At 74.8% G+C, this 20,451-nt stretch carries 19 protein-coding genes; 6 read left to right on the top strand and 13 right to left on the bottom strand.

Features of this window, described 5'->3' with window-relative positions; genetic code table 11:
* Positions 1 to 3 precede the first annotated feature (3 nt).
* On the bottom strand, positions 4 to 813 hold the full coding sequence (locus VK501_RS21120; RefSeq protein WP_324340915.1) for an MOSC domain-containing protein: 810 nt from the start codon (positions 811 to 813) through the stop codon (positions 4 to 6).
* An 11-nt stretch (positions 814 to 824) separates the two neighbouring features.
* Positions 825 to 1,802 (bottom strand): hypothetical protein, encoded by a 978-nt coding sequence (locus VK501_RS21115; protein ID WP_324340913.1) that lies wholly within the window; start codon positions 1,800 to 1,802, stop codon positions 825 to 827.
* 22 nt (positions 1,803 to 1,824) lie between these two features.
* Here VK501_RS21115 and VK501_RS21110 point away from each other — a divergent pair, with 22 nt between their 5' ends.
* Positions 1,825 to 3,063, top strand: a complete 1,239-nt coding sequence (locus VK501_RS21110; RefSeq protein ID WP_324340911.1) for a glycosyltransferase — start codon at positions 1,825 to 1,827, stop codon at positions 3,061 to 3,063.
* Here the strand turns inward: VK501_RS21110 and VK501_RS21105 are convergent.
* Entirely contained in the window at positions 3,041 to 4,063 is a 1,023-nt protein-coding gene (locus VK501_RS21105) for a hypothetical protein (RefSeq protein ID WP_324340909.1), read from the bottom strand. The genes VK501_RS21110 and VK501_RS21105 overlap by 23 nt on opposite strands.
* A gap of 28 nt (positions 4,064 to 4,091) precedes the next feature.
* On the opposite strand from VK501_RS21105, the gene VK501_RS21100 reads away from it, so the two are divergent.
* Genes VK501_RS21100 through VK501_RS21080 form a run of 5 tightly spaced genes read left to right on the top strand, consistent with a single transcriptional unit; the run spans position 4,092 to position 10,154 of the window.
* The gene (locus VK501_RS21100; protein ID WP_324340907.1) at positions 4,092 to 4,904 is read left to right on the top strand and encodes a methyltransferase domain-containing protein; all 813 of its coding nucleotides are present in this window, start codon (positions 4,092 to 4,094) and stop codon (positions 4,902 to 4,904) included.
* 6 nt (positions 4,905 to 4,910) lie between these two features.
* The gene (locus VK501_RS21095; protein WP_324340906.1) at positions 4,911 to 6,113 is read left to right on the top strand and encodes a glycosyltransferase family 4 protein; all 1,203 of its coding nucleotides are present in this window, start codon (positions 4,911 to 4,913) and stop codon (positions 6,111 to 6,113) included.
* Positions 6,113 to 7,306, top strand: a complete 1,194-nt coding sequence (locus VK501_RS21090; protein ID WP_324340904.1) for a glycosyltransferase family 4 protein — start codon at positions 6,113 to 6,115, stop codon at positions 7,304 to 7,306. Before VK501_RS21095 ends, VK501_RS21090 begins: the two co-directional genes overlap by 1 nt.
* A 2-nt stretch (positions 7,307 to 7,308) precedes the next feature.
* Complete coding sequence (locus VK501_RS21085) at positions 7,309 to 8,283, top strand: hypothetical protein (protein WP_324340902.1); 975 nt, start codon at positions 7,309 to 7,311, stop codon at positions 8,281 to 8,283.
* Positions 8,280 to 10,154 carry a polysaccharide deacetylase family protein gene (locus VK501_RS21080; RefSeq protein ID WP_324340900.1) on the top strand — a complete coding sequence of 625 codons (1,875 nt, stop codon included), beginning with the start codon at positions 8,280 to 8,282 and terminating at the stop codon, positions 10,152 to 10,154. Before VK501_RS21085 ends, VK501_RS21080 begins: the two co-directional genes overlap by 4 nt.
* A gap of 168 nt (positions 10,155 to 10,322) precedes the next feature.
* Here the strand turns inward: VK501_RS21080 and VK501_RS21075 are convergent, their stop codons facing one another.
* From VK501_RS21075 to VK501_RS21030, 10 genes are read right to left on the bottom strand one after another with little or no spacing between them, the layout of a single operon-like run.
* Positions 10,323 to 11,294, bottom strand: coding sequence for a lysylphosphatidylglycerol synthase domain-containing protein (locus VK501_RS21075; RefSeq protein WP_324340898.1), 972 nt, complete (start codon positions 11,292 to 11,294; stop codon positions 10,323 to 10,325).
* Positions 11,295 to 11,306: 12 nt separating this feature from the next.
* Entirely contained in the window at positions 11,307 to 12,851 is a 1,545-nt protein-coding gene (locus VK501_RS21070) for a methyltransferase domain-containing protein (RefSeq protein WP_324340896.1), read from the bottom strand.
* Positions 12,848 to 13,828 carry a glycosyltransferase family 2 protein gene (locus tag VK501_RS21065; protein ID WP_324340894.1) on the bottom strand — a complete coding sequence of 327 codons (981 nt, stop codon included), beginning with the start codon at positions 13,826 to 13,828 and terminating at the stop codon, positions 12,848 to 12,850. Before VK501_RS21065 ends, VK501_RS21070 begins: the two co-directional genes overlap by 4 nt.
* Entirely contained in the window at positions 13,825 to 14,691 is an 867-nt protein-coding gene (locus VK501_RS21060) for an SDR family oxidoreductase (RefSeq protein ID WP_324340892.1), read from the bottom strand. The genes VK501_RS21065 and VK501_RS21060 overlap by 4 nt, the downstream gene beginning before the upstream one ends.
* A complete protein-coding gene (locus tag VK501_RS21055) occupies positions 14,688 to 15,995 on the bottom strand; it encodes a UDP-glucose dehydrogenase family protein (protein WP_324340891.1) in 1,308 nt (435 codons plus the stop codon). The genes VK501_RS21060 and VK501_RS21055 overlap by 4 nt, the downstream gene beginning before the upstream one ends.
* The gene (locus VK501_RS21050; protein ID WP_324340889.1) at positions 15,992 to 16,999 is read right to left on the bottom strand and encodes a Gfo/Idh/MocA family oxidoreductase; all 1,008 of its coding nucleotides are present in this window, start codon (positions 16,997 to 16,999) and stop codon (positions 15,992 to 15,994) included. The genes VK501_RS21055 and VK501_RS21050 overlap by 4 nt, the downstream gene beginning before the upstream one ends.
* Complete coding sequence (locus VK501_RS21045; RefSeq protein WP_324340888.1) at positions 16,996 to 17,982, bottom strand: galactokinase; 987 nt, start codon at positions 17,980 to 17,982, stop codon at positions 16,996 to 16,998. Before VK501_RS21045 ends, VK501_RS21050 begins: the two co-directional genes overlap by 4 nt.
* Positions 17,979 to 18,953: an NAD-dependent epimerase/dehydratase family protein gene (locus tag VK501_RS21040; RefSeq protein WP_324340886.1), complete on the bottom strand. Its 975-nt coding sequence runs from the start codon at positions 18,951 to 18,953 to the stop codon at positions 17,979 to 17,981. Before VK501_RS21040 ends, VK501_RS21045 begins: the two co-directional genes overlap by 4 nt.
* Positions 18,954 to 18,962: 9 nt before the next feature.
* On the bottom strand, positions 18,963 to 19,673 hold the full coding sequence (locus tag VK501_RS21035) for a transaldolase (protein ID WP_324340884.1): 711 nt from the start codon (positions 19,671 to 19,673) through the stop codon (positions 18,963 to 18,965).
* A gap of 42 nt (positions 19,674 to 19,715) precedes the next feature.
* Complete coding sequence (locus VK501_RS21030) at positions 19,716 to 20,300, bottom strand: HAD family hydrolase (protein ID WP_324340882.1); 585 nt, start codon at positions 20,298 to 20,300, stop codon at positions 19,716 to 19,718.
* Positions 20,301 to 20,451: the final 151 nt, after the last annotated feature.

Raw genomic sequence — 20,451 nt, 5'->3', positions numbered from 1 at the left:
CGGTCAAGCCGGCGGGCTGAGGCGCGGCGTGAGCGCGTCGCCGACGCGGATCGTCCCGGCCGAGACGATGTCGGCGCGCAGGCCGCCGCGGTGCACCATGGGGCGCAGGAGTTCGCCGCCGTTGAGGCGGTCGAGGTGGGCGCAAGGCTGGCAGAGGCGGCGGCCGCGGCAGCGCACCGCGCCGAGCGTGAAGTCGTGGCCGACGAGCGCGTTCAGGTCGGTGCCGCGGACGACGACGTTCCGGCGGTGGTCGACGGGCGCGCCGCGCTGCTCGGCCAGCGCCTCGAGGACCTCGGCGTCGACGAGCGTGAGCGCGCTGCCGGGGCGGCCGGAGGCGAAGGTCCCGGCGCCGGCGGCGTAGCGGTCGCCGTCGAGGCCCCCGCCGGGGAGCGCCCGCGCCTCCTGCACGGCGTGGACGGGTGCGGTGGCGTCGGGCGCCAGCACGAGCGCCTCGACGGTGCCGGCGGCGATGGCGGCGGCGGGCCGCGGCGGCCAGGTCGCCAGCTCGAGCGGGGCGATCACGAAGCCGTCGAGGATCACATCGGCCGTCCCGGCCGGATCCCAGATCGGACCCGACGGCACGCCGAACATGACGACCGCGCGGGGCTCGCCGGTCTCGCGGTCGGGCCGCCGGGCGATCCACGATCCCGCCCAGCCGAACGTCGCGGGGTCGGCGACCGGGACCAGCCCGAGGCCGCGCTCCCCCAGCCAGGCGCGCAGCTCGTCGTCGCCCAGCGGGACGTCGGCGGCGACCGCGTCGACGACCTGCGCGACGCACGCGGCGAGGGTCGAGCGCTCGGTGTGGCGGCCCACGGGCGTCGCCCTCAGGCGGCGCGGCGGCCGGGCTCGACGACGCGGTCGGTGCCGAAGGCCGCGAGGTCGGCCAGCAGGTCGGCGACGACCCGCGGCCAGACCTGCGACGCGCGGAACTGGCGGCTGAAGTGGTGGCCGCGGATGCGGATGCGCTCGTAGGCGTCGGGCTGGGCGACGAGCTGGTGGACGCGCAGGTCCAGTTCGTACTTGTCGGCGACCTCCACGTAGTGGATCCCCGGGTCGAGCCCGAACGTCGGGTCCAGCGGCTCGGCCAGCACGAGGTGCCCGGCGGCCATGTGGACCAGCACGTTGCGGTCGAACGTCCGCAGCCAGCGGTCGTTGTGCAGGCTGATGCCGACGTCGCTGCCGGCGAGCATCGCCTGGAGTTGGTCGCCCATCAGCGCGTGGGCGTAGTGCGGGACGTCGAACTTGTGCTTCAGGCCGATCAGCGTGTCCTCGCGGTGCCAGCTCGCGTGTCCGACGAAGACGATCCGCGGCGGGTGCCGCGACGGCGTCGGCTGCCGGTAGAGGCCGTCGGCGACCGGCAGCGGCATGCTGCGCCAGGTCGGCAGCAGCTCGGTGGCCGCGTCCCAGCCGAGCGGATCGGCGCAGATGACCCGGTCGACGTTGCCGCGGTCGACACGGCGCAGCTCCTGCAGGTTGTAGTCGAGGCTCGGGTGCGACGTGCTGCCGGCGCGCGGCAGCGCCTCGGTCACGAAGCCGACCACCGGCGCGCGCACGCCCGCCAGCGCCCCGGGCGGCAGGCTCTCGGGGCGGAAGCAGACGACGACGTGGGGGGCGAACCGCGCGAGCCCGTCGAGCAGTCGGGCAATCTCGGTGCCGCCTCGGAAGTCCAGGAAGCACGGCTGGATACCCGCGGCGGGGCCGTCCATCGCGCTCGTCTCGAAGTACGTCCGCTGGCCCACGAACGCCACCCGCAGGGGCGCACCCTCCGGCGGCAACGGGTAGGGCAGGACGACACGCGGCACGCGCACATACGATACGCGGCGAGTGCGCGTCGCGTTCGTCCTCCAGGATCTCCAGCTCTCGGGCGGTGTCGGCGTGGTCGTCGAGCACGCGGCGCAGCTGCGCCGTCATCACGGCATCGACGCACGGATCGTGCTCACGCAGCCCGAGGAGCACGCGCGGTGGCGCTATCGCGGGCTAGAGGACGTACCCGTGCTCGACTTCGCCACGGCCTCGGAGATCGCGTGGGACGTCGGCGTCGCCACGTGGTGGCAGACGACCTCGTCGCTCTTCCACCTGCACGCCGAGCGCTACGTCTACTTCATCCAGGCGCTGGAGGACTCGGCCTACCCGGCCGGCGCGCCCGAGCGCGTGGCGGCGGCGCTGACGACCGCGCTGCCGGTGCGGTTCCTGACCGAGGCGCGCTGGGTCGCCGAGATCGTGGAGGACCTCCAGCCGGGCACGCGGGCGCTGTACGTGCGCAACGGGACCCCCAAGGACGTCTTCGCCGGGCCCGCCGCGCCGCCGGTGGCCGCGGAGGGCGAGCCGCTGCGCGTGGCGATCGAGGGCTCCAGCGGGTTGGCGCTCAAGGGCGTCGATCAGGCGCTGGCCGCCGTCGCCGCGATGCGCGAGCCGGCGCACGTGACCTGGGTCTCGCCGTGGAAGGAGGCGCCGCCGGAGGGCGTCGACCGCGTCGTCGGCGGCCTGCGCCACCCGGAGATGGCGGAGCTGTTCGCCGACCACCACGTGATCCTCAAGCTGTCGCGCGCCGAGGGCATGTACGGCCCGCCGCTCGAGGCGTTCCACATGGGCGCGACCGTCGTGACGACCGCGGTGACCGGCCACGACGAGTACGTGCGCCACCGCGTCAACGGGCTCGTGGTCGGCTGGGACGACGTGCCCGGGACGGCGCGGGCCCTCGACCTGCTCGCGCGCGACCGGCGGCTCCTGCACGAGCTGCGCGTCGGCGCGCTGCGCACCGCCCGCGCCTGGCCAGACTGGCGCCAGTCCTCGCAGTGGATGGCCCTGGCGCTGCGCCGCGTCGTCGCCGAGCCGCCGCCGTCGGCGCGCGGCGCCGGGCTGCGGCTCTCCGCCGAGTTCGCCGTCGTCCAGGCCGAGACCCAGCTCAGCCAGAAGCACACCGAGATCGCCGAGGCCTACACCCTGGAGCTGACCAGCCAGAAGGCTTGGATCTACGCGGTGAAGGTCCGGGGCCGGCTCCACCGCGTCCGCGGCGCGGCCGCGCGCCTCGCGCGCCCGCTCAAGCGGCTGCTGCGGCGGTAGCGGCGCCGCCTACGGCTACGCCGTCGCCGCCGCGCCCGGCCACCGTCCGGTGCGTGCCGAACGCCGCGACGTCGGCGAACAGATCCCGCACGAGCGCCGGCCAGACGCGCGAGGCGCGGACGAGCTCGGCCTTCTGGCGGCCGCGCACGCGGACGCGGTGGAAGGCGTCGGGGAAGGCGCGGGCCTCGGTGGCGATCGCCAGCAGATCCTCGGGATGCTGGACCTCGAGGTAGTCGAAGCCCGGCTCCAGGCCGTGGGTCGGGCTCAGCGGCTCGGAGATCACGAGGTGGCCGGCGGCGAGGTGCAGGAGCACGCGGTTCTCGAAGCTCGGGTAGGGCTCGTTGTGGATGTTGAAGGTGATCTGATGGGTGTCCAGCAGGTGCTCGAGCTCGTCGACCTGGATCCCGAACGCGACATGCAGGCAGTCGAAGCGGTGCTTGACGTCGATGAGGAAGCGCTCGCGGTGCACGGTCGAGCGGCCGACGAAGAGCATCTTCGGGACGCCCTTGACACGCTCGACCGGCCGGTAGAGGCGGTCGGCGACAGGGATCGGGAGCGAGCGCCACACCTCCATCACCTCGTCCACCGTCGGAATGATGAGCGGGTCGAACGACACGAGCCGGTCGACGTTGGCGCGGTCCATCTGTGCAAGCGCGCGGCGCCGCTCCTCAAGGTCCCAGTGCAGCGCCCCGCCCTCGGTCGAGCGCGAGATCGGCTCGGTCAGGAACCCCAGGATCGGCGCGGGCAGGTCGGCCAGCAGGCCGGCCGGGACCGTCTCGGGACGGAAGACGACGACGACGTGCGGCGAGAACGCGGCGAGCTGCGACCGCATCAGCGCCGGGTCGCGGCCGCTGCGGTACTCGATGAACGTGGTCGTGACGCGGGGCGAGTCCTCGTCCAGCGCGCACGCGCGGAAGTAGGTCTGCTGACCCACGAAGGCGAGGCGCAGCGGAGCGCCCTCGGGCGGCGTCGGATACGGCGGGGTCGCCCGGTCGGCCATCGTCGGGCATACGTTACGCTGCGCGGCGATGCCCACTTGGGAAGCCCGTGTGTCCCGGGGGACCGCTCCGGCCGACCGCGTCGACGCCGAGCTCCGCTACGCCTTCGCCGCGCCGCTGGTGCGCGACGCTGCGCTGTGGATCGACCTGGGATGCGGGACCGGCGTGCCCGCCGGCGCCGCGCTCGCTGGCCGGCCGCTGGCCGGCCGCGCGATCCTGGTCGACCGCGAGCCCGACGCGCTGGACAAGGCCGCACGCGAGACGGGCGCCGAGGTGGCGGCCGCCGTCGAGGCCGACCTGTCGACCGCCGAGGGCGCCGCCGCGGTGCCTGCGGCGATCGCCGGCGCCGGGATCGACGGCCCGCGGGTGGTCACCTGCTTCGACGTCCTGCACCAGCTCGCGGACTTCACCGCGCTGGTCGACCTCCTGCTCGCCCTCGGCGAAGACGGCGCGACCGTGCTGCTGAGCGTGCCCGACGACGCGGCCGGCGGGCTGGACGACCCGCACCGCGAGAGCGCGTGGTCGGCCGGCGCCGCCGAGGAGCTGCGCCGCCTGCTGCCGCCCGGCGCGGTGAGCTTCTCGCAGGTGCCCGTGCGGGCCGCCGCGATCGTGCCGGCCGCGGGCGGAGAGAGCGCGCCGCTGGGCGGCGTCACGGTGGCCGCCGGGCAGCCGCCGTCGCACCACTTGCTCGCCTTCGGCCCGGACGCCGGGCGCCTCGCCGGCGCCTCGCTGGCGCGCGCGGCCGACCTGGACGCCGAGCGCGCCGACGCGCGCCGCCGCGAGAGCGATCTGGCCTACCTCGAGGCGCGCCTCGCCCGGGTCGAGGCGCCCGCGGCGGGCTGACGCCCGGTGCGCGTCGCCTTCCTCATCCCCGCGCTGGACCTCTTCGGAGGCGTCGGCGTCGTGGTCGGGCACGCCCGCCGGCTGCGGGAGCGCCACGGCGTCGACGCCGTGCTCGTGCAGACGCGCCCCGACCGCGCGAGCGGCGACCAGCAGCACAACGGCGTCGGCACCGTGCCGGTCGTCGAGCTCGCCGACATGCGCGGAAAGCGCTTCGACGTGGCGGTCGCGACCTGGTGGGAGACGACGCTGCACCTGCACGACGTCGAGGCCGATCGCTACGCGTACCTCGTCCAGTCGATGGAGGACCGCTTCTACGGTCCCGACACCGCGCAGCGGGCCGCCGCGGCGATGACGCATGCGCTGCCCGTCGCGATGATCACCGAGGCGCGCTGGATCGCCGAGCAGCTCGAGGAGCTGCGCGGCGGACCGGACCGGTTCCGTGTGCACTACGTCCGCAACGGCATCGACAAGCGCGTGTTCGCGGTCCCCGACGCGGTGGCGCCGAGCGTGGACGGCCCGCTGCGCGTGCTCGTCGAGGGCCGGCCCGGCGTGCCGTTCAAGGGCGTCGACGAGGCCCTGGCGGCCGCGGGCGCGATGCGCGAGCCCGCGCACGTGACGCTCGTGTGCGCCGACCGCGGCGCCACCAGGCCTGCGATGGCCGACGAGGTCCTCGGGCCGCTGAGCCCCGAGCGGATGGCCGACCTGTACGCGCGGACCGACGTGGTGCTCAAGCTGGCGCGCGTGGAAGGGATGGCGGGCCCGCCGCTGGAGGGCTTCCACCGCGGCGCGACCTGCGTCACCACGCCGGTGACCGGCCACGACGAGTACGTCGCCGACGGGCGCAACGCGCTGCTGACGAGCTTCGACGACGAGCGCGGCACGTCGCGGCTGCTCGACCTGCTGGCGCGCGACCGGCGCCTGCTGCACGAGCTGCGGACCAGCGCCCTGCGCACGGCGCGGTCGTGGCCGTCGACCGAGCAGTCGACGGCGATGCTGCTCCTGGCCCTGCGGCGCATCGTCGCCGGGCCGTCACCCGATCCGACGGGCTCGGCCGCCGGGATGGCCGCCGACATCCGCATGACCATGCAGCGCCACCAGGCCGCCGAGCGCGACCACGAGCGGCTGCAGGTGCGGATGAACCGGATCGAGTCGCTGCTCCTGCGCGGGCCGCTGAAGGTCGTGCGGCGGCGTCTGGCGGGGCGGCGCTGATGGGCTTCGGGATCAAGACCCGGCTCAAGCGCCTGGCCGCCGGGCCCTACGTCAACGACGAGTACGTCGAGGCGCGCGTGCTCGGGGACCTGCTGCGCGCACCCGCGGGCGCGCTGCTCGACGCCCCCGCCGACAGCGCGCCGCTGCACGTGGCGCTGGTCGTGCCGTTCTTCCGCCAGGGCAGCGGCGGGCACATGACGATCGCCAACCTCGTGCGCGCCCTCGAGCGCCGCGACCACCGCTGCTCGCTGTGGATCGACGATCCCGGCCGGCGCGTGGCGGGCGGGCCGGCGCAGGCGGTGGCCGACCTGCGGGCGTGGTTCGGACCGTTCGCCGCCGACGTCCACTACGGCCTCGACGGGTACGAGCGCGCCGACGTCGCGGTCGCCACGGGCTGGCAGACGGTCGCACGCGTCCGCACCCTCGCCGCGGCGGGCCGGGCGTACCTGGTCCAGGACCACGAGCCGGAGTTCTTCGGCACCAGCGTCCAGCACGCGTGGGCCGACGACTCCTACCGCCACGACCTCTACCCGATCACGGCGGGCCAGTGGCTGGCCGACACGATGGGCGAGTTGTACGGGTTGCCCGCGACGCCCTTCGACCTCGGCATCGACGGCGAGCGGTACCGCCCGCTGCCGGATGTGGCGCGCCGCGACGACGTGGTGGTGGCCTACGCGCGGTCGAGCACGCCGCGGCGGGGCGTCCCGGTCGCGCTGGCCGCGCTGGCGGAGCTGCACCGCCGCCGGCCCGGCGTGGAGGCGTGGCTGTTCGGGCACGGCGGACCGCCCGGCGTCGACTTCCCCTACAAGAACCTCGGCGTCGTGCCCGAGCCGGAGCTGCCGGCGATCTACGCCGCGGCGACCGTCGGGCTCGTGCTGTCGATGACCAACTACTCGCTGGTGGCGCAGGAGATGCTGTCGTGCGGGCTGCCGTGCGTGGAGCTCGACGCGCCGAGCGTCGTCGCTGCGTTCGGGCGCGACGGCGCGGTGGACTTCGCGCCGCTCGATCCGATCGCGATCGCCGACGGGCTCGAACGGCTGCTGGCCGACCCGGAGCTGCGGGCCCACCGCGCCGAGCAGGGCGCGGCGCTGCGCGCCGAGCGCACCTGGGACCACGCGGCCGAGCAGGTCGAGACGGGGCTGCGCGCCGCGATCCTGCACGCCCGTCGCGCGGCGCTGCGCGGAGGGGCTTAGCCGTGCCGTCGCTGCGGCGGCGGCCACGCGGGGGCGCCGAAGCGGGCTCCGTCGCGGGCGCCGCCGTCGCGCCCGAGGTGCCGTGGGCGCTGGGGCCGCTGCTGCGCGACGGGCCCACGCCGCTGGTGGAGCGGGCGGCCGGCGGCGAGCGGCTGGACGTGGCGGTGGTGCTCGGGACGGGCCAGGCCGAGGCCCGCGACGCGGGGATCCCCGGCGAGCTGGTGGGCGCGCTGGGCGCGGCGGGGATCGACGTGCGGATCGTCGGCCAGGACGAGGCGGCGCAGGCGGCGGACGCCGACGTGGTGCTGGCCGCGGGGTGGCCGGCCGCGCCCGCGGTGCTGACGCTGCACGGCGTGCGGGCGCGCGCGGTTCTGGCGACGCCCGCGCCGCCGGTCCTCGGCGAGCTGGGGTGGGCGACGGGCCTGTCGGTGTTCGGCCCCGCGTGGATGGGCGGCGCGCTGCCCGGCGGCGCGGACGCGGCGTACGGCGCGATGCCCGTCCACCGTCGCGAGGATCTCGTGCTGGTGCACTCCGAGGAGCCGTTCGGGCTGCTGGCGGCGGCCGAGCTGCACGCGCGGCGCGACGACCTGACGTTCGCGGTCAGCGGCGCGCGGCGCGATCTGGACCTGCCGTTCGAGTACCTGGCAGTCGAGCCCGGCGGCGAGGCGCTGGCGCACGCGTTCGCGTCGGCGACCGTGGCCTTCGCCCCGCCGGTGCGCGGGTGGCGGCCCGCGGCGGTGGCGATGCTCGTCTGCGGCCAGGCGGTCGTGGCGCCCGGCGACGGCGCCGGCCGCTCCGCCCTGGGCCCGACCGCGTCGCTGGCGACGAGCCCGCTCGAGGCGGCCGACCTCGCCGAGGTCCTCGTCGCCGACCTCGAGCTCCGGGCGACCCGCGCGCGCGCCGGCTTCGCGCGCTTCAGCGGCGGCTGGACCGCGACGGCCACCGCGCTCGCCGCCGCGCTGCGAGCGCTGCCATGAGGATCGCGGTCGCCGTCGTGACCGTGCCCGGTCGCGACGCGGGGCCGGCGGTGGCGGCGCTGCGGGCCGCCGGGATCGAGGACGTCGCGGTGGTGGCGACGGCGGCGCCGGGGGCGTGGGCGGCGGCACGCAACGCGGCGCTGGAGGACGCCGGCGATGGTGATGTCCTTGCGTTGATCGACCATGATGTACGGGTCGACCCGGGGTGGGGTGCAGCGCTGCGCGCGGCGTGGGTGGCGCCGGGCGCGCGGCGCGTCGGCGCGGTCGGCGGCCCGCTGCGCGGCGAGGGTGCGCCGGCGTGGCATGTCGGCGATCACGCTGAAGTGCTTGCGCTGCACGACGGCGCCGTCGGGCCGTTCCCGGGCGGCAACGTGTCCTTCCGGACGTCGGCGCTGCGGGGCGTCGGCGGGTTCTTCCCCGCGCGCGGGCACGCGGCGGCGCGCGACACGGTCGGCGAGGATCGCCGCGCGCAGCGGGACCTGGAGGCCGCCGGCTGGAGCGTCGTCGGTGCCGCAGGGATGAGCGCCGCGCGCGACCTGTCGGCGCTGCGGCCGGTCGACCTGCTGCGCCGCCGGCTGCACGCGGGGGCGCGGAGCGCGGCGCTGGGTGGCGCGGCGCGTGGGGCCGGGCTGTCGCTCGCGGCGCGCGCGGGGGCGGCCGCGGCGGCGCGGGCGGTGCGGCGCGACCGCGCGGGGGCCGTCGACCGGGCGGCCTGGGCGGCGCACGGCGCGGGGACGGTGCTGGGGCGCCCGCTCGCGCACGCCGGGCTGCAACCCGACCGGGAGCGCACGGCCCTGCGCCCCGACGTCCCTCCGGCCGAGCCCCATCCCTGGGCGCCGGCGCCGCGGCTGGTCGCGCGCCGTCGTGGCCGTGGCCGCGTCCACGGCGCGGTCCTGCTCTACCACCGCGTGGCAGCCCTCGGCGCGGACCCGCTGGGGCTCGCGGTCACGCCGGAGCACTTCGCCCAGCAGCTCGCCGTGCTGCGCGAGCGCTGGACGGTCGTCGGGCTGGAGGCCGTCGTCCGCGGCGAGGCCGGCGACCACGCCGTCGCGCTGACCTTCGACGACGGCTACCACGACAACCTGCTCCACGCCCTTCCCGCGCTGACCGCGGCCGGGGTTCCGGCGACGCTCTTCTGCTCGACCGGTCACGTCGCGACCGGCGAGGCCTTCTGGTGGGACGCGGTGACCGCGGCGTTGAGCGCCGGGGGCGCGGGGATCCTGGAGCTCGACCTCCCCGAGGGCCGCCGCGCCTGGGCCCCGCGCGATGACGCGCACCGTGCCGCCGTCCGCGCCCACGCCCATGCCGCGCTGCGCACCCGCGACCGCGAGACGATCGCGACCGCGCTGGCGCAGCTGGACGCCTGGGCCACCGCCACCACCCCCGCTCCTGCGGACGTCGAGGGACGACTGAGCCGCGATAGTCGCGGCTCAGTCGTCCCTCGACGGTCCCCAGCGGCGGCGGCTGGCCCGCCGCCCGAGCGCGATCGACCGATGACGGTCGCGGAGCTGCGCGCGCTCGCCGCCGCCGGGCCGTTCGCGGTGCAGGCCCATGGGCGCACGCACCGCAGCCTCGCCCACGCCCCGGCGGCCGCGCGGGAGGACGAGCTGCGCGGCAGCGCCGACGACCTCGAGGCGTGGCTCGGTGCTCGCCCGACCGCGTTCTCCTATCCCTTCGGCGTGCCGGGCGTGGACGTCGACGAGGCGACCAGGGAGGCGGCCCGCGCGGCCGGGTACGCATACGCCACCGTCAACGCGCCGGGCCTCGTCCGTGCGGGAACCGACCGCTATGCCCTGCCGCGGCTGGCGGTCGGCGACCTCGACGGCGGCGCCTTCGCCCGCTGGCTGGACGCGACGTTCCCGGGCCGGTGACCGGCACCGCCACGGCGCGGCCGGGGCTCGTCCTCGCCGCGACGATCCTCGGGTCGTCGGTATGCGCGACGGCCCGCGCGCCTGACCCCCATCGGCGTGGCACGGCCGGGACTCCGGGCAGCGCGTGGACACCGCCGCCTTCACCGACTCGTCATCCTGGAGCGCGTGTCAGCCGTCGCTCAACAGCGGCCGGCCGGACGGCTGCTCCGCCATCGTCTGCCGGCCGCCCGTCCGCCGCGCCCACAGCGCCGTCGTCACCGCGTAGAAGATCTCGATCCCCGTCTGAACCAGTCGCACCGCGATCGCCGTGGTCAGTGCGACCGAGAACGGCATCGAGGTCGCGAGCGCCGTTGCGGTGGCGACGTCGCGGGCGCCCAGCCCGGCCGGAGCGACGAACGCGATCGCCGCGGCCGCGTAGCCGATCGCGTAGGAGCTGAGCGCCGTGACGCTCGGGTCGCCGACCGCGTGGATGCCGCGGGCCAGGCAGTAGATGGCGACGCCGGCCTCGAGCCACGCCACGAGGTAGACCGCGAGATACAGGACGAGCCGGCGCAGCGGGATGGTCACGTGCGCCGGGGTGAAGCGCAGGCGCGCCGCGAGCCTCGACGACAGCGCGTCGATGACGCGCGGGTGCAGGAGCAGCAGCACGCCGACGGGCGCGACCAGCACCACGTAGCGCAGCGGCTGGTCCTGCAGCGAGTCGAGGCCGAGGACGAAGGAGACGCTCAGCGCGCAGGCGCTGCCGACCGCCAGCGCGAACTCGTAGGCGAACGCCGCGACGGTCACCGTGCGCGGGATGCCCTCGCGCTGGGCCAGCTCGATCCGCGTGACCGCCATCAGCACCTGCGTCGGGACGTAGCGCGTCAGCAGCGAGACGTTGTAGATCGCCTGGCCCTGGGCGACCGGCAGCGGGCCGCCGGCCTCGGCCATCACGCGCCGCCAGATCTCGGCGACCGCCGGCTGGAAGGCCAGCAGGAGGACGACCGACAGCGCCAGCCACGGCCACGAAAGACGGACGTCGAGGCTCGGCAGCCGGCCGGTCGACGTGACGACGGCGAGCGCGACGAACACGACGGTCAGGGCGACGAGGAGCGCGACGGCGACCCGCCTGCGGGTCTCTCGCGTGAGGAGGCCGTCCATCGCCACTCCCGCCTACGCCGGCTTGCGCAGCACCGTGAGCGACCGGATGCCGAACGGCAGGCGCACGTGGCGACCCAGCAGCGCGCGCTCCAGCCGCGTGGTCAGCGCGCCGAGCTGCGAGTCGGCGGTGCGGTCGATGTCGGCCTCGACGAGCGCGCGGCGCTCCTCGGAGCTCGGCGTGCGGTGCCGGATCCGGTTGCGCTTCTTGACCGCCCAGAAGGCCGGATAGATGATCGAGCCGACGTGGGTGTCGTGCAGCACCTCGAACCCCTTCGCCTTGCCGGCGAGCTCGCCGCGCGCATAGCGGCGCTCGTGGCCCAGGAACGCGTCGTAGTAGTCGTAGGTGCCGGGACCGGCGGGCACGATGACCGCGGCGATCCCGCTGGGGCGCAGCACGCGGCGCAGCTCGGCCAGCGCGCCGACGTCGTCGGGCACGTGCTCCAGCAGGTTGGCGCTCAGCACGACGTCGACGGCGTCGTCGTCGATCGGCAGGTCGCACACGTCGGCCAGCAGCAGCTGCGCGTCGGGCACGAGGCCGTGGGCGCGGCGCAGGCCGGCCGCGATGAGGTCGACGCCCAGCAGCGTCGCGGCCGGCAGGCGCGCTCGGAGGTCCGCCAGCAGGTAGCCCGACGAGCAGCCGGCGTCGAGGACCACGCCGGGATCGCCGGGGCCGAAGGCGCGCATGCTGTCCAGCAGGGCGTTGCGGGTCCAGACGTCGAGGAAGTGGTCGCGCGAGGACTCCTCGTGGAGGGCCTCGAGGTCGTCGGACCAGTTGACGTCCAGCGACTCCGCGTAGGCGGTGAACGCGGCTTCGGAGGGCGGCGCGCCGGCGGGGGGAGTCCGAAGCGCGCGACGGCGGCGCAGGAACGCGTCGGTCTCGGCCAGCGCCGCGGGCGTCCCGATCTCGTAGAAGCGCCGCGTCGCGACGTAGGCCGTCAGCTCGCCGTCGCGCGCGAGCGCGTGCTGCAGGCCGGCCAGGTCGTCCTCGTCAGGATGGTCGCGCAGCGCGCGGGCCTGCAGCGCCCCGAGCCCGTAGTCGATCCACTGCATCGCGCCGGTCGGGTGGTGCTTGTCGTAGGCGGCGACGCGGCGGCCGTCGTCGGACAGCACGACGTTCGAGGCGTCCCACCGGCCCTGGTTGTGCAGCACGCTCATCAGCCCGAGGCGGCCGGACTCCCAGAATGTGCGCCAGGCCGCGCGGTAGTCCAGGCGCAGGTAGGTGTCGCCGTACAACACCAGGAACGCCTCGCCCAGCGCGTCGAGCGCGCCGCGGATCGCGCCCGCCGTGCCGGCCAGCTGCGGCGGGTCGTAGCGGTAGACCAGCTCGATGCCGTGGCGCCGGCGGCCCAGCTCGGCCTCGATCCGCTCGCCCAGGTAGCCGACGCACAGCACCGCGCGGCGGACGTCCTGGCCCGCCAGCAGCTCGAGCTGCCAGTCCAGGAACGGGCGCCCGGCGACCGCGAGCAGCGGCTTCGGGGTGTCGCGGACCGACTCGCCGAGGCGCGAGCCCAGGCCGCCGGCGAGGATGCACGCCGTTCCGATCGCGGGCGCGGTCATCGCGGCACCGGCTCGGCGTCGGGCACCGACTCCGCGTTCAGCCCGTAGGCGGACTCGACGATGTACTGCGGTCGTTGCTTGACCTCGTCGTAGATGCGGCCGACGTACTCGCCCATGATCCCGATGGAGAGCATCTGGATCCCGCTGAAGAACGAGATGACGAGCACGATCGTCGTGTTGCCGGTCGGGAAGCCCACGCCGACGAGCTTGAGCACCAGGTACGCGAAGCCGAAGAGGAACGCGAAGCCCGCGAGGCCCATGCCCGCCAGCGAGATGAGCTGCAGCGGGTAGCGGCTGAAGCTCACGATGCCGTTCATCCCGATGAGCAGGGACCCGAGGAACTTGTTGTACTTCGACGTGCCGGCCACGCGCGGATCGCGGTCGTAGAGCAGGCTGGTCTGGCGGAAGCCGACGATGCCCACCAGGCCGCGCAGGAAGCCGTGGGCCTCGTTGAGCGAGACGACGTGGCGCACGACGCGGCGGCTCATGAGCCGGAAGTCGCCCGTGTTGGGCGGGATCTCGACGTCGGCGATGCGGTTGATGACGCGGTAGCCGACGGCGGAGACGATGCGCTTGACCAGCGTCTCGCCCTCGCGGGTGCGCCGCTGGGCGTAGACGACCTCGAAGCCCTCTCGCCACAGGTCGACCATGTCGGCGATGAGCTCGGGCGGGTCCTGCAGGTCGCAGTCGATGACGACCACCGCGTCGCCCCCGGCGTGGGCCATCCCGGCCAGCGTCGCCTGCGGCTGTCCGAAGCGGCGCGAGAAGCGCAGCATCTTGACCCGCGGGTCGCGCTCGCGCAGGTCGAGGATCAGCTCCTCGGTGCGGTCGGTGCACGGGTCGACGCTGAAGATCAGCTCCCACTCAAGGTTCTCGATCGGGTCCAGCACCGCCGACAGGCGCTCGTGGACCACCAGGACGTTGGCCTCCTCGTTGAAGGTGGGGATGACGACCGAGAGCAGCGTCGTGGCGCTCATGGGCGCTCGCCCCAGTCCTGGCCGCGCTCGGACGGGACGATGCGGCGCAAGGTGTAGATGTCGGTCCCGTCGAGGCCCGGCAGGTGCTCGTCCAGCGTCTCCCACGGGTCCCAGACGGCGCTGAGCAGGCGGCCGGTGATCCCGTCGCTCTTGCGCGAGCCGAGGTAGACCGCGAGCTCCGCGCCGACGGTCAGGGGCGTGCCGCCGCTGTCGCGCTGCTGCAGCGCCTTGCCGTGGAACGCCTCGCCGACGGCGTCCGGTCCGGCGGCGATGACCTCGTCGAGCATGCGCGTGTTCAACGCGCCGGGCGCGATGGCGTTGACGTCGACGCCGTCGCCGGCGACTTCGCCCGCCAGCGTCTCGGCGAAGCGGATCACCGCGGCCTTGGACGCGGCGTAGGCCGACAGGCCCGGCATCGGGGACGTGGCGCCTCCGCCGGAGAGCTGCACGACCTTGCCGCGCGCCGAGCGGCGCAGGTGCGGCACCGCGAAGCGGGCCGCCAGGACCGACCCCATCAGATTGATCTGGATGGCCTCCGCCCATTCGGCCCAGTCGACGTCCTCGATCGGGCCCTTGGGCCCGTAGACGCCGGCGTTGCTGACGAGGACGTCCAGGCCGCCGAGCTGCTGCACGGCGAAGGCGACGAGCGCCTCGGCGGCCTGCGGCGAGGCGACGTCGGCCGCGTGGGCGTGGACCTCGCCCAGCGGGGCGAGCTCGTGCCGGGCGGCCTGGAGCGGCTCCTCGGAACGGGCGCAGATGACGACGCGCGCGCCGTCGCCCAGGTAGGCGCGGGCGATCTCCAGGCCCAGGCCCTGGCTGGCGCCGGTGATGAGCGCGGTGCGCCCGTCGAGCCGGCCGCTCATGCGGGCCGCCGTCCGACGGAGGCGTAGCGGACGCGACCGTCGCCGGCGAGCGCGCCCGCCAGGAAGCCGTTGGCGTCGACGACGAGGTCGCCGCCCAGGACGTCGGCGATCTGCGTGGCGTCGAGCTCGCGGTAGGCCGGCCACTCGGTGGCGATCACCAGCGCGTCCGCGCCGCGCGCCGCCTCGAAGGGGTCGTCCATCAGCGTCACCTCGGACAGCTCGGAGGGCAGCGCGCGCACGGCCGGATCGTGCGCGCGCACGGTGGCGCCGGCGGCGAGGAGCTCGTGGCAGAGCTCGACCGACGACGAGCGGCGCAGCGTGTCGGTGCCCGGCTTGTAGGTCAGGCCCCACACGGCGACCGTCTCGCCGGCCAGGCCGTCGGGCGCGGCGCTCGGCGCGCCGGCGGCCAGCAGCGCGCCGATCGTGCGCCGCGGCCACCCGCGGTGGGCGGTGTTGCTGTCCCAGACCCCGTGGAGCAGGGGCGTCACGAGCCCTTCCGCGTCGCCGATGCTCGTCAGCGCGCGGACGTCGCGCGCCAGCGTGCCGCCGGCGAACGCCCCGCCCGGGCCGAGGTAGGCGCGGGGACCGACGCGCTCCTCGGACTTCAGCGCCCGCGAGACGTCGGCGGCGTCGGCGCCGACCCGCTCGCAGACCGCCGCGATCTCGTTGATGAAGGTGACCGAGGTGGCCAGGAACGCGTTGAGCGCGTGCTTGGCCATCTCCGCCGACTCCACGCCCATCCACTCGATGCGGTCGGTGACCGGCGCCAGCAGCGCGGCCACGACCCGGCGCCCACGGTCGTCGCGCGTGCCGACCACGACGCGGTCGGGCTCCAGGAACACGCGCAGCGCGCTGCCCAGGCGCAGGTTCTCGGGTGAGTAGGCCAGCGACACGCCGGCGGGCGCCTCGGCCTGCAGCCGCGCGGTGCAGCCGACCGGGACCTGGGAGGAGATGAGCACGACCGCGCCGTCGTCGACGAGCGGCAGCAGCGTGCGCACGCGGTCCAGGACGTGGTCGACGTCGGCGGCGTCCTGCTCGTCGACCGGCGTGTCGTAGGTGATCCAGACGACCTGCGCGCCGCGCACGGCCACGGCCGCGTCGGCGACGGGGCGCAGCGTCCCGGCGGCCAGGCCGCGGCCGACCAGCTCCTCGAGCCCGGGCTCGAAGATCGGCGGCGTGCCGGCGGCGAGCGCCGCGACGGCATCTGCGTCGGCGTCGTGGGCGGTGACCTCGTGGCCCACGGACGCCAGCGACGCGGCGGTGACCGCGCCGAGGTGCCAGAGGCCGGCGACGCAGACCTTCATCGGTCGCCTCCGGGCGCGGGGTAGCCGTTGCTCGCGTAGGCCTGCTCGACGAGCTCCCAGCAGTAGCGCACGGAGTCGAGGTCGCCGGCCGGCTCGTCGGCGGCGACGGCGGCGCGGACGCTGTCCCACTCCCCGGCCCACGAGACGTCGACCGGGTCGAAGGCGTACACCTTGGCCTCGGGCCGGCCCATCGTGACCGGATCCATCGTGTAGACGGTCAGCGCCTGGGGGCCGTAGGAGCCCTGCAGGCCGTCGACGACCAGCTTGCCGGTCCGGCAGGTGATCTCCATCGAGAACAGGTTCTTCCACTCGGTCCACGTGACGTGCAGCGTGGCCCAGGGCGCCGTGTGGTCGCCCGGCGTGCCGAGCAGGATCGCGGCGTTGTCCTCGACCGGCATGTCCCAGAAGCTCGTGCGCAGCAGCGCCGAGTGCAGCGGCAGCTCGCCGAGCAGCCAGTGCGAGAGGTCGAGCAGGTGCATGCCCTGGTCGGTCATCTCGCCGCCGCCGCCGGTCTTGGGGTCGGCGCGCCACTCGCGGTCGTAGCCCGGGCGGCCGCCGTGGCCGTAGCGCCCGCGCAGGAACAGGACGTCGCCGAGGCGGCCCGAGCGCGCGGTCTCGATCGCCTGGCGGATCGCGGGGTGGAACCGGTGGTTGAACCCGACCTTGGCGACGCGCCCCGACGCGCGCGCCGCCGACGCGATGCGGTCGACGTCGGCCACGCCGATGCCGGCCGGCTTCTCGACGAGCACGTGGCTGCCGGCCTCCAGCGCCGCGACGCTGCTGGGCGCGAGCTGGTCGTGGCTGGTGGCGACCACCACGACGTCGGGCTGGAGCGCCAGGAGGTCGTCGAGCGTCGCGCACGCCGTGCCGCCGAACTCCCCGACGAGCGCCTCGGCGGCGCCGCGCCGGGGGTCGTAGGCGCCCGCGAGGCGGTCCTCGCCCAGCGCGCCCGCCCGCTTGCGGCCCATGAGGCCGCAGCCGATGATGCCGACCGTCAGCGTCACGCCGACTCGTTGCCGATCGCGCCGCGGAACTCGAAGTCGAAGGGCAGCTCGGAGGCGCCGGCGGCCGCCATCGCCTGGCGCGTGTCCTCGGGGCGCTGGGCGTAGACCACCAGGAACCCGCCGCCGCCGGCGCCGACGAGCTTGCCGCCGACGCAGCCCGAGCGGCGGGCCAGGGTGTAGAGGGTGTCGATCCGCTCGCCGGTCATGCCCGGGGAGCGGCGGCGCTTGTTCTCCCAGTGCTCGTGCATGAGCTCGCCGTAGGACTCCAGGTCGCCGGCCTCCAGCAGCGCGCGGCTGCGGTGGCCCATCTCCTTGGTGCGGTGGAGGTTCTCGACCATCGACTGGTCGCTGTCGGACGTCCGCTTGACCTGGTCGGCCAGGATCGCGGACGCCGAGCGGGCCTCGCCCGTGTAGAAGAGCAGGAGGTTGTTGCGCAGCCGGCGCTGGGTGGTGTCGTCGAGGTCGAGCGGGTCGACGGTGACCGACCCGTCGGCCGCGAAGGTGTAGGCGCAGATCCCGCCGTGGGCCGAGACGTACTGGTCCTGCTTGCCGACCGGCTCCTCGAGGATGTCCAGCTCGATCTCGCACGCGGCCTCGGCGAGGTCGCCGGCAGTGATCGAGCGGCGCTTGGCCAGCGACAGCGCCTTGATCAGGCAGACAGTGAACGCGCCCGACGAGCCCATGCCGGTGCCCGCGGGCACGTCGGCGACGACGGCGATCTCCAGCGGGTTGCCGTTCCAGTGGCGCTTGAGCGTCTCGCGGAAGATCGGGTGGCTGATGTCGCAGGGGTCGTCGACCTCCTCCATCTCGGAGTACTTCAGGCGGTAGCGCTTCTGGAAGACCGTGTGCGTGAGCATGTACACGTACTTGTCGATCGAGCCGCTGATCAGGTAGCCGCCGTGCTCGCCGTAGTACGAGGGCAGGTCGGTGCCGCCGCCGCCGAGCGAGATGCGCAGCGGCGCGCGGGAGAAGATGACGCTCACGAGGACACGGACTCCTGGTCGAGGGCGATGCCGGGCTCGGCCTCGAACCAGTCGAGCGTCCGGCCGATCGCCTCGGGGATGGTCAGGGTGGGAGCCCAGCCGAGGGACCGGATCTTGGCCGTGTCGAGGTGGATGACCGGCGAGTCGCCGGCCCAGCCGCGCGTGCCGCCGGTCTTCTCGACGGTGGGCTCCAGGCCCATGCGGGCCGTGATCAGGGCGACGGAGTCGTCGACGACGACCGTGGCGTCGGTGCCGAGGTTGTAGACGTGCGCCCCCGGCGCCTCGCCGTGGTGCGCGCTGGCGACGAGCATCGCGCTCACGCAGTCCTGCACGTACAGGTAGCTCTTCTCCTGGCGGCCGTCGCCCAGCACGCGCAGGGTGGTCGGGTCGCGCCTGAGCGCGCGGTAGAAGTCGATGACGTGGCCGTGGGTGTAGCGCTCGCCGAGCACCGAGACGAAGCGGTAGATCAGGCCCGTGAACCCGTAGCCGTGCGCGTAGGCGGCGATCATGCCCTCGCCGGCGATCTTGGACGCGCCGTAGAGCGACGTCTGGACCGGGAACGGCGCGTCCTCGGGCGTCGGGACGACCGCGGGCTCGCCGTACACCGAGCCGGTCGACGAGAAGCAGATGCGGCGGGCGCCGGCGGCGCGCATCGCCTCGAGCACGTTGGACGTGGCGATGGTGTTCTGCTCGAGGTCGCGCTGCGGGTGGTCGAGGCCGTGGCGGACGTCGGCGTTGGCCTGCAGGTGGAAGACCGTGTCGCAGCCGGCGACCGCGGCGGCGAGCAGGTCCTGGTCGAGGACGTCGCCCTCGAAGAGCTCCGCGCCGCGGTCCAGCGCGCCGGTGAGGAACTCATGCCGGCCCGTCCGGAAGTCGTCGAGGATCGCCACCTCGACGCCTTCGTCGAGCAGCCGGTCGGCCACGGTGCTGCCGATGAAGCCGGCTCCGCCGGTGATGAGGACGCGCTCCATGCAAGGGTTCTACAGGGCGAAGCCGGCTGCCGTGGCATCCCGGTGGAACATCTGCACGGTTTCCAGCGAGAACTGATCCAGATCCTTGCCCAGGCTCTTGACCTTGGGGAGCAGGTCGTGGGTCATCGTGATGATGTGGCAGCCGATCTGCTCGGCCTGCACGAGGTTGAGCACCTCGCGCGGGCTGGCCCAGATGAGCTCGGCGCGCGGGGCGGCGGCCATGATGTCGATCGAGCGCTGCATGATCGGCAGCGGGTCGACGCCCGCGTCGGCGATGCGACCGGCGAAGACCGAGATGCACGACGGAGCGCCGTCGGCGACCGCGGCGGTGATCAGCTCGACCTGCGCGGTGGTGAACAGGGCGGTCACGTTGACCTGCACGCCACCCTCGGAGAGCTCGCGCACGAGGCGCGCCATCGACTCGCCGCCCGTCGTCGTGACCGGGATCTTGACGTAGACGTTCGGGCCCCAGGCCGCCAGCTGCCTGGCCTGGCGGCGCATCTCGGCCTCGTCGTCGGCGAAGACCTCGAACGAGATCGGCTTGTCGCGGATGCGCTCGAGCAGCCGCTGCGCGAAGTCCGCGTAGTCCGTCAGGCCGGCCTTCCACATCAGCGTGGGGTTCGTCGTGAACCCCTTGATCATGGGGTCCGCGGCGAGGCGCAGGATGCCGTCGAGGTCGGCTCCATCGGCGAAGATCTTCGTCGAGATGCGATCGAACATGTCCAATGAACCTCGCTGCCTGGTGGGCGGATGAGCGCAACATCATGCACCGATCATCCGGGCTGCGGCGAAAACGTTGGGTGACAATGCGGCAGGTCGCACGGCGCCGGTGCGCCGGTGCGCCGATCCGGGGTGAGCGATGAGCATGGTCCGACATCCGGCGCGCTGGCCGGCCAGGACGTCGCCGTCGCTGTCGCCGACCATCCAGCTGGCGGGCAGGTCGATCCCGTGGGCCTTCGCGGCGTCCAGCAGCATGCCGGGCGCCGGCTTGCGGCAGTCGCACGGGCCGCGCAGCTCGGCGACCACCGCCTCGGGGTGGTGGAAGCAGTAGCGCCAGTCGTCGATCACGACGCCCTGTGCGTCGAGGAGGTCGGCGACGCGCTCGTGCACCGCCCAGAGGTCGTCCAGCCCGGCCTTGCCCTTCGCCGCGGCGGGCTGGTTGGAGGCGACGACGAGCAGGAAGCCGGCGTCGGCCAGCAGGCGGCACGCCCCGGCTGCGCCGTCGGCCAGCACGACGTCGTCGGCGCGCAGCGGTGACTCGGGACGGCCGTCGGCCGGATCGAGGACGGGCTCGTTGAGGACGCCGTCGCGATCCAGGAAGACCGCGACCGGGCTTCGGGCGGACACGGACGCCATGCTAGATGGGTTGTTCCACGAGGCGGTCCCGTCGATGGCTGGTCCGGGCGGATGCCTGAGGTCGCACGATCTCGCAGCCGATCCTGGTCGGATCGGCAAGGGATCGGGTGGCCTCAGGCGCCGGCCGGGCCGGTCAGCGGCG

The organism is Baekduia sp. (assembly GCF_035318805.1).
In the GTDB taxonomy this organism is placed as follows: Bacteria; Actinomycetota; Thermoleophilia; order Solirubrobacterales; family Solirubrobacteraceae; genus Baekduia.
The sequence above is the reverse complement of the archived record's forward strand: the minus strand, read 5'-3'. Positions and strand labels throughout refer to the sequence as shown.

Excerpts from the sequence above, each read along its gene's own strand:
- VK501_RS21035 (WP_324340884.1), bottom strand. The coding sequence starts at position 19,673 with ATGTTCGATCGCATCTCGACGAAGATCTTCGCCGATGGAGCCGACCTC.
- VK501_RS21060 (WP_324340892.1), bottom strand. The coding sequence starts at position 14,691 with ATGAGCGGCCGGCTCGACGGGCGCACCGCGCTCATCACCGGCGCCAGC.
- VK501_RS21040 (WP_324340886.1), bottom strand. The coding sequence starts at position 18,953 with ATGGAGCGCGTCCTCATCACCGGCGGAGCCGGCTTCATCGGCAGCACC.
- VK501_RS21080 (WP_324340900.1), top strand. The coding sequence starts at position 8,280 with ATGAGGATCGCGGTCGCCGTCGTGACCGTGCCCGGTCGCGACGCGGGG.
- VK501_RS21100 (WP_324340907.1), top strand. The coding sequence starts at position 4,092 with ATGCCCACTTGGGAAGCCCGTGTGTCCCGGGGGACCGCTCCGGCCGAC.
- VK501_RS21075 (WP_324340898.1), bottom strand. The coding sequence starts at position 11,294 with ATGGACGGCCTCCTCACGCGAGAGACCCGCAGGCGGGTCGCCGTCGCG.
- VK501_RS21090 (WP_324340904.1), top strand. The coding sequence starts at position 6,113 with ATGGGCTTCGGGATCAAGACCCGGCTCAAGCGCCTGGCCGCCGGGCCC.
- VK501_RS21055 (WP_324340891.1), bottom strand. The coding sequence starts at position 15,995 with ATGAAGGTCTGCGTCGCCGGCCTCTGGCACCTCGGCGCGGTCACCGCC.
- VK501_RS21070 (WP_324340896.1), bottom strand. The coding sequence starts at position 12,851 with ATGACCGCGCCCGCGATCGGAACGGCGTGCATCCTCGCCGGCGGCCTG.
- VK501_RS21105 (WP_324340909.1), bottom strand. The coding sequence starts at position 4,063 with ATGGCCGACCGGGCGACCCCGCCGTATCCGACGCCGCCCGAGGGCGCT.
- VK501_RS21065 (WP_324340894.1), bottom strand. The coding sequence starts at position 13,828 with ATGAGCGCCACGACGCTGCTCTCGGTCGTCATCCCCACCTTCAACGAG.